The following is a 16338-nucleotide window of genomic DNA, read 5'->3' on the forward strand; positions in this document are numbered from 1 at the left end:
CGGAGGATGAGGAAACGAGTTGGGATCGGGATATGTGCGGCCTTGCTCTTGCTCGCTCTCGCGGCGGGAGTAAAGCTTCGAATAGAAGTTGGCTTGCCGGTCGAACCGGAACAAGCCTCGCTTTTGCACGCTTCGTATGGGGAGCGTTTACAGACCGAACCTCACCGGGAAGCGCTCGAATCCTTTATTCGCAACCGGTTGACGGGTATGTACGGAGTCTATACGAATTTGCAGGAGACCGATCAAACCCGGGAGGCCGCTTCCGGCCACGAGGTGCTGAGCGAATCGGCGGGCCTCCTGCTGCGCTATTATGCCCGGTCCGGGCAGAGGGACCGTTATGACGCCGAGTGGACGCTCGCCAAGCGGACCTTCGAGCTCGGCTCCGGCCTCAGCTATCGGTATAGCCCGCTGCACAACAAGCGGTATCCGCTGAATGCGGCCGTAGACGATCTGCGGATCATCCGGTCGCTCCATGAAGCGGCAGAGGCCTTCCCCTCCGGCCCTTATATGGAGGAGGCGAATGCATACGGCGACCGGTTCATTCGGAACAATATCCTGGATGGGTATATGTATGATTTCTATGACGAGTCGGTCAAGCGGACGAACTCATTTATAACATTAGCCTACATCGATCTGAGGACGCTGCAGCTGCTCCCCCTCGCCACGGCGAAGAGGGACACTTTGACCGCGAATATGCTCCGGATCGCCCGGGATGGGTACATTTCCGATACGTTTCCGTTCTTCGAGAGCCGGTACGACTATGAGTCGAAGACCTACCGTTCCGATACCATCCAGACGGTAGAGTCGCTGCTGACGATCCTTGCGCTAGTGGAAGTCGGGCAGCACGAGTCGGCGAGCATTCGTTACGTGAAGGAGCATGTAGCGGCCGGCACCCTCTATGGGCAGTACACGAGGGAGGGCCGGCCTGCGAGCACGGTGCGCTCGACCGCCATCTACGCGATTGCGGCGATGATCGGCTCCGTAGCTCACGATGCCGATCTCTACGAGTCGAGCATTCGCCGGATGAATGAATTTCAAATCATGGACAAGAACAGCCCGCTGTACGGGGGATTCGCCGATGCGCGGTCGGGACAGGCGTACTCCTTCGACAATTTGACGGCGTTGCTCGCTTTTGAATACTGATTGACGGGAAGAAGGAGGAACAGCATGCGCCACACACGTGCTTCCCGCTACAAATCGCACCACACCTGGTTCTACATCCTGCTGACGAAGCTGCGATTGCCTGCGCCGGCCGAAGCGGCCGCCGCAGCCGTCTTCCTCATCACTTGCATCGCGTTGTTCGTCCCCCCCTATATCGGAATGGCGGATAACGGAGATTTTTTTCGGGTCGCGTACGGCAACGGCCTTTTCTATGATTTGCCTGATTACGACAGCCGCTACTTGGGCTATTTCGTGAGAGAGTACGGGATATTCCAGTATCACAATGAGAGCGGAAGCGCCGTGTTCTCCTCACAGTCCTTATTCATTCGAGCCGCGATTGTCCTGAATCAGCTGCTGTATCATCCGCACCAATTCGATATTCGGTATCAGGCGGCCCTCTATACGGTGCTGTATACGGGAGCCGTATTCATGCTTGTGAAGAGCGTCACATGGAAAATGCCGCGAACCAAAGGCTATCTTGTTGCTGCCCTGGCCGTGTTCGTCTTCGGCGATACGGCATATACCGCTTATTTCAACTCGTTCTACGGTGAGAGCGTGGTGCTAATTATGGTCATGCTCCTGTTCGCATCCGGACTGCTGCTCTATCATCGGAAGTTCAACGATTACGTGAATTTGGGGATCTTCGGCATCAGCGCCTTGCTCTTGACGACGAGCAAGCAGCAAAATGCGCCGGTAGGCGTACTGGTGGCGATGCTGGCCGTTCTACTCCTCTTCATTCGGAAAGAGCGGTTGTTCCGGGTTGTGGCCGGGGTGCTCAGCCTGACGCTGCTCGCGGCGAGCATCGGCTCGTATGTGTTGATTCCGCAGCAATTCGTGAATATCAACAAATACCATGCGATGACCCGAGGGGTCCTGTTGCATGCCGCCGATCCGGAAGCGACCCTCAAATCGTTCGGGATTAATCCGCAATTCGCGATTCTGAATCAGAGCCTCTATTACTCGCCGTATACGACGGTGGACGTCGATTCCGAGCTGCTGGAGAGTCAGTTCTACAGCCGCTACGGCTTCGGGTCCATCCTGGCCTACTACCTCACTCATCCCGACCAAGCGAAGCAGATGCTGGATCTCGCCGCGCAGCATGGATTCACGATCCGGCCTTCGGCGATGGGCAATTATGAGCTGTCGGCGGGGAAACCGTTCGGGGCCCAGACAACGTTCTTCTCCGGGTACAGCATGCTGAAGGAGTCGCTCGCCCCCAGGACGTTCGGCTTCATCGTCCTGTGGGGCTTGCTGGTGCTGGGGCTGTACGCGCGGTCCTTCCTCGCAGGCTGGTCCCGGCGCGATATGCGGGAGCTCGTCCGCCTGCCGCTCCTCTTGACGATGATGCTCATCGGCTTGTCCGGCATCGTCGTCTCCATTGTTGGCGCAGGGGATGCGGATTTGGCCAAACACGAGTTCCTCTTCACCATCGTCTTCGACTTGATTACATTCATTACCCTGGCCGACCTGATCGGACGCCAATTGGGGTGGGCCGGCACAGAACGAGTCCAGGGCAAGCCATCGACAACTAGAATGACACAGGGAGAACGAACGCTGCATGCATAGACGAATCTGCACCATGGCCCTAATCACCTTGCTGCTGCTGGGAATCCCGCTCGCCCATCCGAGCGCCGCCGTTCAGGCCGAGGCACGCCCGGTGCTGCTGCTCACGGACAGTATGGCGATCGGAACGTCGAAGGAAGGGAACGTAGAAGCGCTGCAGCGCGTGCTCGCTTCATTCGGGACCGAGGTGACGCTCGAGAGCTTCGACACGTATGAGCCGGGCACTCTAGCGCACTATAATCATGTGATCGTCGTTCGCAATGCGGACGATTACCTGGAGCTGCCGGAGCGTTATAAGCAAGACTTCGAAACTTACGAAGGCCGATACTTGCATATCGGCACGAGGCTTCCGGATCAGGTTAGCGAGGGTTTGGCGCTGGAAGAGACGCGCGTCGGGAAGGATGCGGTTCGCTTCCAGATCGGTTCCTTCACAGAGACGTCCATGCCGGTGAACGGAATCTCATATATCACTCAGGCGGAAGGGACCCGATACGGCACGATGACGTCGGACTTGCGGCAGATGACGTTCCCCTACGGAGTCATGAACGGACGGTACGCCTACGTGCCCTATTTCGAGCGCGGCAGCTTGAGCGAGCTGGCGATCGGCTACCTCCTCCGGGATTGGCTGGCGATGCCGGGCTCCGGCCAGTATTATGCGCTGATCCGGGACATCTACCCGTTCTCCAATCTGGACCTGGTGAATCGGATGGCCGATCGCCTGTATGAAGCGGGCATTCCGTTCATCGCGAGCGTCCGTCCCGTCTTGAGCAACGCCGACTATCCGGCCATGAAGCGGTACATGGAGACGCTCAAGCACGTGCAAGCCCGCAACGGAAGTCTCGTCGTGAGCACGCCGATAGTCACGTCCACCCTCAGTCAGGACGTGACGACGCTGAAGGCGCAGATGGGCGCCTTCCTGGATGCGATGGCCGAATACGGAATCGCGCCGCTCGGGATCGGGGCCGAGATGTATTGGACCTACGATCGCCACTATATGTCGAGGGGGCTTGCCTTTTTCGATTCAATCGTCCTGTTCCCTAATGAACGGGCGGTGTACCGGGAGAAGACGAATACCTCGGTCGCACTCTCATCCACGGTCTACACCTTGAAGGCGGAGGAGTTCCGGAGGATGATTCCCCCAGCGGGAGCTGCCGCTCCGCCTCCGATGGATACGGCCATCGTGTACGATTTTCTCGAGGACGAGAAGCGGCTGGAGGACACGCTCCATCGACTGCTGTCGGAGTGGACGCCGTTCGCGGACTACAAAAATGCGCCGCATGCCGTACGGACGGACGCCCACGTCGTGCTGGCGCAGCACGGGCAGCTGGAGATCGACGGACGAGGTCTCGCGGTCAACAGTGCTATGCAGGAGATTAGCTCGGAGCATGTGTATGTGCAGACGGGCAAGAAGAGCTTGGACGCTCTGTTCACGGTGCAGAACCGCATTTTCATCGTCCTGATAGGGTTGACGCTGGTCGTATTCTCCGGGTTGTTCGTCATAGGCCGCCGGATGTACAAGCGCAAATATACCGGCACGGGCTCGGGGATGGAATTATGACCGTCGCCGACATTCTGATGCTCATCGCGGTTATCTGCATCTGGTCGTTGCTCCTCGTGAATGTAGTGCTAATCGTGGCCGGATTCCTGTACTACATGCAGATTGAGAACGAGGCTCCCCCTCAGCTCCAAGGGGAAGTCCCCTTCGTCTCGATCCTGGTGCCGGCGCACAATGAGGGCAAGGTGATTGTCCAGACAGTCCAAGCCCTGCTGGCGCTGGAATATCCGCGGGACCGCTATGAGATCGTCGTCATCAACGATCATTCGTCAGACAATAGCCGCGACCTGCTGAGCGCATTGCAGGAGAAGCACCCGGGCCGCAATCTGATCTTCCTTCATACGGATGCCGAGACGGGAGGCAAGGGCAAGTCGAACGCCTTGAACGTCGGCTTCCGGCAAGCGCGCGGCGAGCTGATCGCCATCTATGATGCGGACAATACGCCGGAGAAGAAGGCGCTCTTGTACCTCGTGTCAGAGCTGACGAACGACCCGTCCCTCGGAGCGGTTATCGGCAAGTTCCGCACCCGCAATCGGGACGCGGGCCTCTTGACCCGGTTCATCAACATCGAGACGCTGTCGTTCCAGTGGATGGCGCAGGCGGGGCGGTGGAAGCTGTTCCGGCTGTGCACGATCCCGGGCACCAACTATATCATGCGGCGCGAGATCGTCGAGCGGATCGGGGGCTGGGATGTGAGGGCAGTCGCGGAGGACACGGAGATCAGCTTCCGCATTTATCGGATGGGCTTCCGGATCAAATTCCAGCCTAAAGCGGTGACGTGGGAGCAAGAACCGCAGACCGTAAAGGTTTGGTTCAAGCAGCGTACCCGTTGGGCGAAGGGCAACATTTATGTGATCATCAAAAATTTGCCCCTGCTCTTCGACCGGTCGGCCGGCTCCGTTCGCTTCGATATTATTTATTTTCTGTCCATCTATTTTCTGCTCGTCACCTCTCTGGTTGTGTCCGACTTGCTGCTCGTGTTGAACGCCCTGGGCTTCGTTATGACGACCCTGGCCGGCTTCAGCTCGTTCCTATGGATGCTAGCGTTCCTGCTGTTCGTCCTGGGCACGTTCATCACGGTGGTCACGGAAAAGGGAGAAATGCGCTTGTCGAACGTCTGGGTCATTATGCTGATGTACGTGTCGTATTGCCAACTGTGGCTGGTGGTGGCGGCGAACGGGCTTTATGCGTATCTGAAGGATCTCGCGTTCAAGCGGGAGACCGAGTGGTACAAAACCGAACGGTACTAAAAGGAGGTGAGGACCATGAGCCAACATACAAAAAAGGGTTTCCTTTTAGGCATCCTGGTGATGGCTCTGCTCCTCCAGCCCCATCTCCCCGCTGCCGCCGCGCTCGATCCGGCCGCTGCCAAGACGAATGCGACCTTTTGGACGGATACGTCCTTGTCCGGAGGGATCACCTCTACCCAGCACTTTTTCCGGATCGAGAACTATTGGACGGTAGAGTCCGTCGAGGTTCGCCTCGAGTATAAGGCGTCGCCCTTGACGCAGAGCGAGAGATCCGGGGTGACCTTGCTCTTGAATGGGACGCCGTTCCATTCCTTTCGTCCGGTCATCAGCCCTGCCGAGCGGGAGCAGATCACGGTGAGCGTCCCCGTCTCGCTGCTCGTGCCGGGCAGCAATGTCTTGACCGTTCAAGGGCGACTGGAGACAACTGTACCGGATACCAATGTGAACCAAGCCTGCGTCCCGGCGGACCGCAACAACTGGCTGCAAATTTTCAAAACGTCGCGCGTGAGCGTGAAGTATGCGGTGCAATCAATGAAGGGCAGCATCCGGGAGTTCAACGAGCAATTCAAGGGGCTCGATACGTTCGATGAGGAGATGCACGCGATCGTCGTGCCCGCGAATAGCGCGGCCTCCGAATTGGAGGCCGCCACCTACGTCTTATCTGGCTATGCCCAAGCGAGCCAAGTGAAGGACAAGACGATCCCTCTTCTGGAGGAAGGCATGGACGACGCCCGGGCGAAGCGCGCGGTCATCCTGGTGGCCCTCTACGAGCGGCTGCCGGCTGATATCCGCGCGCTCGTAGATCCGACGGAGCTCAAGGACAAGGCGCTGATCCAGCTGGTCCAGACGAACGGTCGCGCGATTCTCGTCCTGACTTCGAGCGATCCGGGCCTCTTGACCCGCGCGGGGCGATTCGCCGCGAACCAGTCGCTGCTCGGTCAGCTCGACGCGGACCGCAAGTTCATTGAGGCCGGCACGGAGGTCGAGACGCCGCCCTTCAGCCTCAGCCGGACTATCACACTTACGGAGACCGGGGACCGGCTGACCGGCATCCATCACCGGGAGCAACCGTACTTCGTCGCCTTGCCCGGCAACCGCTCCCTTTCTGACGCAAGCAAAGTCAGCTTCGAGTATCGCTATTCCCGGAACGTCGATTTTGACCGTTCCTTGGTAACCGTGTTGATCAACGACAGCCCTATAGGCAGCAAAAGGCTCTCGTCGGAGCTGGCCGACGGGGACCGTCTCGAGATGCTCATCCCGAAGACGTTGAACGTCAGCGGCAGCTTCACCGTGAAGCTAGCGTTCGACCTGGAGCTGAAGGAGCAGAGCTGCGCCGCGAACCAGGACCAGATGCCCTGGGCGTTCATCGACCCGCACTCGAAGCTGCAGCTCAATATGACGGAGCGGGCCGAGCTGCTCCTGAGCAGCTATCCGTATCCGTTCCTTCGCGACGGGAGCTACAATCAGGTAGCGGTCGTCCTGCCTAAGGAACGGGACCCATACACGATCCAGTCGCTCGCGAATGTGTTCCATCTGCTCGGTCAGTATGCGCAGACGAATACGGGGACGGTCCGTTTCTACGACGACACGGTCAGCGCCGGGGAACTGGAGGGTAAGGAGATTATCGCCATCGGTACTTATCGCAACAACCGGATTATTCGCGAGAATAACGAGAAGCTGTATTTTCGATACGATCCGTCCGGAAGCGGGTTTGTCTCCAACGAGAAAATCAGCCTCGAATCGGAATACGGCAAGCGGATCGGGACCCTCCAGCTGATCGATTCGCCGTATGAGGGCGGACACGGCCTCCTCGCGGTGACCGGCAGCGGCAGCGATTACGCCTATATGGCTTCCAAATTAATCGCGACGGACGCCATGCTGTGGCGGTTGGTCGGCGATGCCGCGCTCACGGACCGGGACGGCCAGATTCGCGCCTTCCGGTTCAAGAAGGAAGCGGCCGCCGAGCCGTCGGGCTTATGGCGCGATGTTGCCGCACGCAAGGACGTCGTCGGCTTTATGACGATTGCCATGATGATCGTCCTGCTCGTGCTTGTGTCTCTCCTTTTGCTGATCCGAAAATACCGGAAGCGGAGAGGAGGGGAACGGTGATGCGTTTTCGCGGCAGTCTCGTCTCGGACGGCGCGTATTTGCTCCTCATCCTTAGCTGTTTCATCTGCATTGTGTTTACGGCCGGCGATCCGAATCGTTACTTGCAGAATGTCATTTTCCTGAACGTGGCGTTTCTCATCGCGATCGTGACGTACTTCACGAATGTGACCGCCGGGCTGATTCTGAACATTCTGTTCATCTTCGGCTACGGGACGTATACGTTGTACCAGACGATCGTGCAGGGAGACGGCATCGGCGTTCACACTTACTTCTGGCTCGTGATGACGCCGGCGTTCACTCTCGTGACGTGGCTCTTGACGTACGGCACGAAGCAGCTGCAGCAGGAGAACGAGCGGCTGCGACAGTCCAATACGACGCTTGCGACGATGGACGAGCGCACGAGCTTGAAGAACACGCTGTCGTTCCAATATGACGCGCCGGTGTTCATGGCCCTCTCGGTCCGCTACGGCATTCCGCTCACCCTGCTCGTGATCGGCGTGAAGTATTGGGACGAGATCAAGCGGATGATCGGCGAGCAGCAGCTGCTCGACGCCGTGGCGCAGCTGTCCAAGCTCGGTCAGACGAGCATCCGGACGAACGATTCGCTGTATATTCTGAACCGGGACAATCCGACATGGGGCATCCTGCTGTTCACAGACCGGGACGGGGCGAACCTCGTCATGGAGCGGCTGAAGGAGCGGGTTGCGGACTTAAACCGCAGCGAGTTCGCCGAGAAGTACCGGGTCGGGATCGTGCTGAGAATGGGCGCGTTCCAATATGACCCCGAGACGGTCTCGAACCCGCTGGAGTTCGTGGCGCAGGCGAAGCGGCAGCTGGAATACGATGTGTAGCACGGGTAGATGGACACAAAATTGCAACAAGATCTTGCGACTGACGTTACGGCAACCCGTATAGTAAAGAGGGCGGAGCCCCATACTACGACGGATTGGCAATCGTTAGAAGCAAGCTTTATCCATTTGATTATTGAACTCGGTTCGACTAAAATGTATCTATGTTTGAACAGAGTTCAAGTTTTTCTAAACAGAGAACGGAGTGGTGTTGTGAAAGGAATCATCAATTTTTCTTTAAACAACAAGTTCGCGCTGTGGATCCTCACGATCATAGTGACGGTCGCCGGGTTGTATGCGGGCCTGAACATGAAGCAGGAGACGATCCCGAACATCGAGATCCCGATCTTGACGGTGAATACCGTCTACCCAGGGGCCGCGCCGCAGGAAGTGGCGGACAAAGTTACGATCCCCTTGGAGCAGCGCATCAAGAACTTGAACGGGGTGGACGAGGTTAGCTCGACCTCCTCGGAGAATGTGTCGACCATTATCGTAAGCTATCAATACAGCAAAGACCTCGATAAGGCCGAGAGCGAGCTGCGGGAAGCGATTCGCACGTTCCAGCGTCCGGAGGGCGCGCAGGAGGTACAAGCCTCCCGGATCAACTTCAACGCGTTCCCGGTCGTCTCGCTGAGTGTATCCGGCAAGGATCAGTCGCTGGAGGAAATTACGGCGCTCGTGACGAACGAGGTGAAATCCTCGCTGGAGGGCATCGAAGGGGTCGGCACCGTGGCGATCTCCGGGCAGCAGCTGAAGGAAGTGCAGCTGACGTTCAACAAGGAGAAGCTGGCCCAGTACGGCCTGACCGAGGATACGGTCAAGGGCATTATTCAGGGCTCGGCCTTGAAGGTGCCGCTCGGATTGTTCGAGATGGAGAAGTCGGAGAAGGCGATCGTCGTGGACGGCAACGTTACGACGCTGGATGACTTGAACAATTTGGCGATTCCGGCTATCCCAGGTGCGGGCGCCGGGGCGCAAGCGGGGGCAGGCGGTGCAGGCGCTGGTGCTGGAGCGGGTGGTGCAGGTGCAGGCTTGCCGGCGACAGGTGCGGGAACCGGCGCTGGCACGCCGACGGGAACTGGAGCACCGGCAGGAACCGGAGCCCAGGTCGGTGCTGGAGCAGCCGCAGGTCTACCGACAGTCAAGCTGAAGGACGTTGCGGATGTGAAGCTCGTCACGAAGCAGGAGTCGATCTCCCGCACGAACGGCAGCCCGTCCATCGGCATTAATGTGACCAAGACGAACGATGCCAATACCGTGTCGGTCGTGAACGCGGTCAAGGAGGTTGCCGACAAAGTCAAGGCCGACCATCCGGGCGTCGAGATGCTCGTGATGTTCGATCAAGGGCAGCCGATCGAGGAATCGGTCAAGACGATGCTGAACAAAGCGCTGTTCGGCGCGCTGTTCGCCATTATCGTTATTCTGATCTTCCTGCGGAACATCCGGACGACGCTGATCTCAGTCGTCTCGATTCCTCTGTCGCTGCTCATTGCACTCGTCGTCCTGAATCAGATGGACATCACGCTCAACACGATGACGCTTGGCGCGATGACCGTAGCCATTGGACGGGTCGTGGACGACTCGATCGTCGTCATCGAGAACAACTATCGCCGCATGATGCTTAAATCGGAGAAGCTGAAGGGCAAGGCGCTCATCCTCGACGCGACGCGCGAGATGTTCTTGCCGATCATGTCCTCGACGCTCGTGACGATCGCCGTGTTCTTGCCGCTCGCCACCGTGAGCGGGCCGATCGGGCAATTGTTCCTGCCGTTCGCATGGACGATGGTGTTCGCCCTGCTGGCGTCGCTGCTCGTGGCGATCACGATCGTGCCGATGCTGACGCATTCGTTCTTCCGCCGGGGGGTCAAGGTGAAGCCTCATACGAAGGCGCATGACGAAGACAATCCGGGGGCGCTCGGGCGCGGCTACCGCCGTCTGCTCAACTGGACGTTGAAGCACAAGCTCGTGACCTTCCTGATTGCGGTCGTTCTGCTCGTCGCGAGCCTGGGGCTCGTAAACGTCGTGGGTGTCAGCTTCCTGCCGGAGGAAGAGCAGAAGTTCGCCATGGTCACATACAACCCTGCTCCGGGGAGCTTGCTGGCCGACTCCGAGAAGACCGCGATGGAAGCGGAGAAGATGATTCTGAATCGTCCGGGCGTAACCGACTTGCAGTATTCCGTGGGTGGAGAAAACCCTTTGAGTCCGGGACCGTCGAAATCGGCTCTGTTCTTCGTGATGTACCAAAGCGATTTGCAGGATTTTAAGAAGGAGAAGGACAACCTGCTCGAAGACCTGAAGAAGATCCAACCGGCCGGCAATTGGGCGTTTATGGACTTCGGGGGCGGCGGCCTCGGCGGCAGCAAGCTTAGCATGTCCGTCTACGGGGAAAATATCGACGACATCAAGAAAGCGGTCGATCAAATCCAGGGTGTGCTGAAGGAAGACAGCTCCTTCGAGAAGATCGATTCCAGCTTGTCCAAGACTTACGAGCAGTACACCCTGGTGGCCGATCAGCAAAAGCTGAGCCAGACGGGCCTCACCGCCGGCCAGATCGCCATGGCGCTCAGCCCGGTGCGCCAGCGTCCGGAGCTCACGGAAGTCAAGGTGGACGGCAAGATGTACAAAGTGTATGTTAATATAGACACTCGGCAGTACGGCAGCATCACCGATATCGAGAACACGAAGCTCAAGTCGCCGCTCGGATTCGAAGTGCCGCTGAAGGATGTCGTGAAGGTGGAGAAAGGCACGTCCACCAACTCCATTACGCATAAGAACGGCAAGCTGTACGTGGACGTCACCGCGAATATCACGGTCAAGGACGTGGGCAAGGCGTCGAACGCCGCCCAGGATAAGATCGAGACGTTGTCGCTGCCGGCCGGCGTCAATGTGGATTTCGGCGGAGTCACGGAGCAAATCCAGGAGACGTTCACCCAGCTAGGGATCGCCATTGCGGCGGCTGTCGCGATCGTGTACCTGCTGCTCGTCATTACGTTCGGCGGGGCGCTTACGCCGTTCGCGATTCTGTTCTCGCTGCCGTTCACGGTTATCGGCGGGCTGCTCGGGCTTTACATCGCCGGCGAGACGCTTAGCGCTTCGGCTATGATGGGCGCGCTCATGCTGATCGGGATCGTCGTCACGAACGCGATCGTGCTGCTCGACCGTGTGCGGCACAAGGAGATGGAAGGGCTCAGCACGCGAGAAGCGCTGCTGGAGGCGGCGGGCACCCGGCTTCGCCCGATCCTGATGACGGCGTTCGCTACCGTAGGCGCCTTGCTCCCGCTGGCGCTCGGGTTCGAGAAGACGGGCGGCAGCATCATTTCGAAAGGTCTCGGCGTGACCGTTATCGGCGGTTTGATCAGCTCCACGCTGCTCACGCTCATCATCGTGCCGATCGTATACGAATTTTTGTCCCGTTTCCGGAAGAAGCGAGTAGAGGAAGCTTGACCGCACACTCCGGACGGGGAAGGCGGTGAAGAACTATTGGTTGAGAAGAAGCGTCAGATCATTGAGGCTGCGATGAAATGCTTTGCCGAACGAGGGTATCGGGGGACATCCATTCAGGATATCGCCGATGCCCTGGGGATCGCGAAAGGCTCGCTGTATTTTTACTTCAAGTCCAAGGAAGACCTGCTCGTGTCGATTTGCAAGCTGCATTTCGAGCGGATGTTCAAGGATTTCCGGGCCATTATGGAGGACCCTGGCATTTCGCCCCGGGATAAGCTCGTCCGGCAAATCGTCCTGCACTACACCCATTTCGTCCGTTACGGCGATTTTCTGAAAATGCTGCTGCAGGAAAGGTTCGAGTTCAACGACGAGATCCACCAAACGATGTTCACCCTGCGCAGCTATTCACTAATCGAGAACCAGAAGTGCATCGTCGAGCTGTACGGGGAGGAGGTCGCGCCTTATGCGTTCGACGCGGCTACGATTTTCAACGCCTTGATCGGCGGGTACATGGGATATTTGGTCAAGGAGCAGCTGAAGCTGGACTTCGAGAAGCTGGCCTTGTTCATGGTGGACCGGCTCGAGGACGTGGTGCGCGGGATGGTGAGCCGCCAGACGGAGCCGATCATGAAGGCGGACGAGATCCGGCAGTTCGAGGCGCAGAACGGGCCTTGCGGCTACAAGCTGAAGGTCGGCGTGGCCGAAGAGATCCAGGCCATCCGCGACTTGGCGGATACGCTCGACCTGAAGCCGGGCAAGCTGGAGGAGTTGAACTCCACCCTCCAGGTGCTGGAGGCGGAGTTCGAGAAGCCCGAGCCGCAGGTCGTGCTGGTTAAGGGCATGCTGGCTCTGCTCAAGGGCCTGAAGCAGCCGAAGCTGAAAAAGCCGATCGCCAATATTGAAGCGTATTTGTAAGGGTTCGCCCCCGCTGTCCCCGCGTCGTACATGTTGCGGTGGACGGCGGGGCTTTTTTTGTGTGTGAAGGTGGCTTGGTCCGTGCAAGGTAACTTTTCTACTCTACAGCCCTGTCGCCGGCTAACTTCTGAGCTGCAAAGTAATTTATTTACTTTACAGTCCCGCCGACACCCAACTTCAGAGCTGTAGAGTAACTTAGTTACTTTACAGCCCGGCCAACCGTCGATTTCCGACCTCCAAAGTAACATTTCTACTCTACAGCATAGCCGCCCGCCGCGTTCTGGCACAAAGTATCCATGTTACTGGGTGGGGTGTGCTCCAATGGAACGAAGGAAGCCGATAAAAACGTGTTACTAGAAGGAAAGCGTAAAAAAGGCGGGAGTAAGCCGGAAAAATCGTGTTACTGGGCGGGGAGCGGACAGAAGGCGGGAGTAAGCCAGAAATCGTGTTTACTCGGTGGGGAGGCTGCGGGTAGTAGGTTCTGTGCTTAACCCATTAGTGGCAGGAAGAACGTAAGCGGGCGCCATGACGATCATTTGACCGAAAATTCGAATAAGTCACGTTTTAGGATTGAATCGGATTCCCGTCTCATGTACTGTAGACCTTAAGGATCCCCACAACCACGAGGAGTCGATACAGATGCGCGTACACGACGTTGTAGTGAAAAACGATCTGGATATCCAAAAGCTGAAGATGATCTCGACCGAGGCCGGTCGCTACAAGTCCCAAGTATACGCTTACTTGAATGGCAACGAGACGCAGATCGACGTCAAAAGCCTACTCGGGCTTTTGTTTCAAAGAATCCCGAAAGGGGCCACCGTGTCCCTGCGGACAATCGGGACGGATGATCTCGAAGCGATGGAAGCGATGTGCGTGTTATTCGAGAATTGAACAGAAAGAACCGCCATGCAGTAGGGCATGCGGGTTGGAGGCATCTGCGATAGTAGAGCCAAATGGATAATACGTCATGTGGTTCGAGCTTCGTCCGAGTCCTTATAAACGATGCAAGGATTAAATCCTGCAAAAATACATGATTTCACGTGAGCTATGCCATGTCGTGTGGAAATGCTGTACTTTTGCAGGATTCGAGCCTACTTTAAAACGTCTACGGGCCTAGGGGGCTACCGCCCCTTGCTAACCCAAAACGTAACGCGCTCCCCCTTGGGCACTTGCTGATTCGCGGGCAGATCTTGCTTAAACACAGTCCCCGCCGGTTGATCGCTCGGTTCCAAGTTGTACGCATACCGCAGCCCGCTATCCTTTGCCTTCTGCTCCGCCGCTTCCCGTGTCATGCCCACGAGGTTCGGGACGGACACGATGTCCGGGATGGGGGTGCCGGCAGGCTTGGGCGTTGGCGTCGGGGTCGCCGACGAGGTCGAAGAAGGCGACGCCGAACCGGATGCCGAACCGGACGCAGATGCCGTCGGAGAGGGCGAGGCAGTCGAAGTCCCCTTGGGCCCGGTGGAGGAGGGCGCAGCGGACTTGCCCTCCGGGGTCAGGTCGATGAGTTGGATGAGCAACGTCAGGACCCCGGTGAACACGAGCAGGCTGACCACGGCGATGGAAAGGCTCCAGGCGGCTCTTTTGCCGATTCGGACGAACCATGGTTTTTCCTCCTGAACGTCCTCCTGCATGTCCTCTTGCTCATCAACTTGCCCATCCTCGTGCCAGTCCTCCAGCACTTCCTCCAGCACTTCCTCCTGCTCATGCTCCTGCTCTCGTTTTTGCGCTTCCTTCCCGGCAGCCGCTTCGTTAACACCTTCTCGTTTCACCGGTTGCACGTCAGACGACACGGCACGTCCCGACCGCGGCGGCAGGACACGTGTGTCCGCGGCATAGCTGCCTCCTCCTTCGATCGTAAGGAGACTCGTGACGAACGCCGATAGCGTCAGCTGCCCGGCCCAACCATGCCGCAGCACAGCAAGCAAGTCGTCCGCTTGGATGGGGGAGGCCGAGTTGGCGGACAACGCATAGCGCAGCTCCGTCACCACCGAGTCCAGTGTAGCCGGCGGCGTTTCAACACGTACAATCAATTGAACGAGCAAACGGCTGAGCGACTGTGCCACGCTGCGGCTGCGGTTCGCATCCGGCCGGTCCCAGGAGTTGATCGCGTACAGCTGACCCTCTTCGGTAAGCCAAAGGTTGTGCAGATCGAGGGACACGGACGGCAAAGGAGCCCCGAGCTCCTTCTCCGCCTCGAGCCACATCCGGCCGAATTGCAGGACCAGGCTCAGCTTCTGAGCAAGGGTAGAGCGGGTCGATCTCATATAGGCACCGAGCGGCTGGCCCGGCTTGTAGTGCAGAATAATATGCAAACGGTCCATATGGACTTCCATATCCAACAAATGCAAGCAAGGAGGATTGGTCAGCTCCGGCGCGGCTTGCTCGATCGTTCGACGATACGTGTCGATGGGGAGCCCATCCCGTCTGGAGATCGTATAGATCAGCACCGGTCGCCGAAGCGTCAAGTCCTCCCCCAAGCTCAGATAATCGTTATGAATCGGCATCAGCTTATTCCGCTGAATGTACCGGGGGGCTTGCTGCTTCATGCGGGTCACCTCACTTCATTCCTAATAGCATTCGAAATGAGTTCCGATTTTCGGTCACCTCTCCTCCAGGGGTTTTATACCACATCGACGGCCAGCTTGGACAGCGGGCTGGAGTCCGGAGCCAGCGCGAGCAAGTCGTAGACCGAGATCGGGAACATCGGCATCCCGACATAATAGGGTGTAATCTCGTAGAGTTGGAAATAAAGGACCAACGCTTTATCGGCCAAGTAATAATCTTGATCCGGCTTGATGGCGTGAAAGCCGTGCAGCAGCGGAAGATTGCGCTGGCGGAGCTGGCCGGCGATGTCCCGCGACAGCGTCTCGACGTAATTCGCCCCGGGCTTGAACAGATCGGCGAGCGAGTAGAGCTTCCCGGTGTTCACGTCAAAAGTAAACGATCGGGCGAAGGTGTTGCCGTGCGCCATCGGATACGAATACGCATAGTTGCTCAGGAGGAGGCTCAGGAGGCCGCGCTCGTTCGTCTTGATCTCGTAATGCCCGGTCATCTGCATGTTGGAGCCGGTCTGCACCTTCTGCTGCTGCTGCTGGAGCGTGTGGACGGCTTTGTAGATCGTCCGGTTGATCGAATCTTCGGACGCTTGGCTGGCCAGTCCGGTCACGCTCGGGTATTCAATGCGAACCCCCGGGGCGGTCAACAGGCGGGTCTGCACCGCGACGGGCAACTGATAGAGAGGCATGGAGGGTCCTTCCTTTCCGTATGGTTCGGATATACTAGCCTATTCGGCCGGTGCCGGCTCTAATACTGGACCGTGCAAGATGCATTGACATTTGGAGGCGGAGCGGCTTACAATGAGGTCAAGTTGATACGCGTGATGGAGATCGGGAGATTCACATAGGTTGTTTTGTTTGCATATTTCGGGACAAAGCAATTTTTATGTGTTTTTTTATTTTCGCCCAAGGCTCTACATCACTTTAGCGGGAAC

The 16338-nt window shown here is 57.9% G+C and carries 11 protein-coding genes; 9 read left to right on the top strand and 2 right to left on the bottom strand.

The genetic code is table 11. From position 1 onward, the window contains the following. Positions 1-6: 6 nt before the first annotated feature. The 9 genes from ACI5FR_RS06905 (at position 7) to ACI5FR_RS06945 (ending at position 13736) form a co-directional block, all read left to right on the top strand. Positions 7-1143: a hypothetical protein gene (locus tag ACI5FR_RS06905; RefSeq protein ID WP_405452132.1), complete on the top strand. Its 1137-nt coding sequence runs from the start codon at positions 7-9 to the stop codon at positions 1141-1143. Positions 1144-1167: 24 nt separating this feature from the next. Further along, positions 1168-2727 (top strand): glycan biosynthesis hexose transferase WsfD, encoded by a 1560-nt coding sequence (gene wsfD / locus ACI5FR_RS06910; RefSeq protein ID WP_405452135.1) that lies wholly within the window; start codon positions 1168-1170, stop codon positions 2725-2727. Then, complete coding sequence (locus ACI5FR_RS06915; RefSeq protein ID WP_405452138.1) at positions 2720-4282, top strand: hypothetical protein; 1563 nt, start codon at positions 2720-2722, stop codon at positions 4280-4282. Before wsfD ends, ACI5FR_RS06915 begins: the two co-directional genes overlap by 8 nt. Further along, positions 4279-5529 carry a glycosyltransferase family 2 protein gene (locus tag ACI5FR_RS06920; protein ID WP_405452141.1) on the top strand — a complete coding sequence of 417 codons (1251 nt, stop codon included), beginning with the start codon at positions 4279-4281 and terminating at the stop codon, positions 5527-5529. Before ACI5FR_RS06915 ends, ACI5FR_RS06920 begins: the two co-directional genes overlap by 4 nt. Positions 5530-5544: 15 nt before the next feature. Next, positions 5545-7638, top strand: coding sequence for a cellulose biosynthesis cyclic di-GMP-binding regulatory protein BcsB (locus tag ACI5FR_RS06925; protein ID WP_405452143.1), 2094 nt, complete (start codon positions 5545-5547; stop codon positions 7636-7638). Next, a complete protein-coding gene (locus ACI5FR_RS06930; RefSeq protein ID WP_405452240.1) occupies positions 7638-8489 on the top strand; it encodes a GGDEF domain-containing protein in 852 nt (283 codons plus the stop codon). The genes ACI5FR_RS06925 and ACI5FR_RS06930 overlap by 1 nt, the downstream gene beginning before the upstream one ends. A 210-nt stretch (positions 8490-8699) precedes the next feature. After that, positions 8700-11930 (top strand): efflux RND transporter permease subunit, encoded by a 3231-nt coding sequence (locus ACI5FR_RS06935; RefSeq protein WP_405452146.1) that lies wholly within the window; start codon positions 8700-8702, stop codon positions 11928-11930. Between the two features lie 36 nt (positions 11931-11966). Then, entirely contained in the window at positions 11967-12845 is an 879-nt protein-coding gene (locus ACI5FR_RS06940; RefSeq protein WP_405452149.1) for a TetR/AcrR family transcriptional regulator, read from the top strand. A 639-nt stretch (positions 12846-13484) separates the two neighbouring features. Beyond that, complete coding sequence (locus tag ACI5FR_RS06945; protein ID WP_405452152.1) at positions 13485-13736, top strand: HPr family phosphocarrier protein; 252 nt, start codon at positions 13485-13487, stop codon at positions 13734-13736. A gap of 230 nt (positions 13737-13966) precedes the next feature. Here ACI5FR_RS06945 and ACI5FR_RS06950 read toward each other — a convergent pair whose 3' ends face one another. Continuing rightward, on the bottom strand, positions 13967-15394 hold the full coding sequence (locus ACI5FR_RS06950) for a PASTA domain-containing protein (protein ID WP_405452155.1): 1428 nt from the start codon (positions 15392-15394) through the stop codon (positions 13967-13969). 74 nt (positions 15395-15468) lie between these two features. Then, positions 15469-16092, bottom strand: coding sequence for a DUF3298 and DUF4163 domain-containing protein (locus tag ACI5FR_RS06955; protein ID WP_405452158.1), 624 nt, complete (start codon positions 16090-16092; stop codon positions 15469-15471). Positions 16093-16338 lie beyond the last annotated feature (246 nt).

This window comes from Paenibacillus sp. HJGM_3 (assembly GCF_045062745.1).
Classification (GTDB): Bacteria; Bacillota; Bacilli; order Paenibacillales; family NBRC-103111; genus Paenibacillus_AA.

Coding starts and splice junctions, on each gene's coding strand:
- ACI5FR_RS06905 (WP_405452132.1), top strand. CDS start 7: ATGAGGAAACGAGTTGGGATCGGGATATGTGCGGCCTTGCTCTTGCTC.
- wsfD (WP_405452135.1), top strand. CDS start 1,168: ATGCGCCACACACGTGCTTCCCGCTACAAATCGCACCACACCTGGTTC.
- ACI5FR_RS06915 (WP_405452138.1), top strand. CDS start 2,720: ATGCATAGACGAATCTGCACCATGGCCCTAATCACCTTGCTGCTGCTG.
- ACI5FR_RS06920 (WP_405452141.1), top strand. CDS start 4,279: ATGACCGTCGCCGACATTCTGATGCTCATCGCGGTTATCTGCATCTGG.
- ACI5FR_RS06925 (WP_405452143.1), top strand. CDS start 5,545: ATGAGCCAACATACAAAAAAGGGTTTCCTTTTAGGCATCCTGGTGATG.
- ACI5FR_RS06930 (WP_405452240.1), top strand. CDS start 7,638: ATGCGTTTTCGCGGCAGTCTCGTCTCGGACGGCGCGTATTTGCTCCTC.
- ACI5FR_RS06945 (WP_405452152.1), top strand. CDS start 13,485: ATGCGCGTACACGACGTTGTAGTGAAAAACGATCTGGATATCCAAAAG.
- ACI5FR_RS06950 (WP_405452155.1), bottom strand. CDS start 15,394: ATGAAGCAGCAAGCCCCCCGGTACATTCAGCGGAATAAGCTGATGCCG.
- ACI5FR_RS06955 (WP_405452158.1), bottom strand. CDS start 16,092: ATGCCTCTCTATCAGTTGCCCGTCGCGGTGCAGACCCGCCTGTTGACC.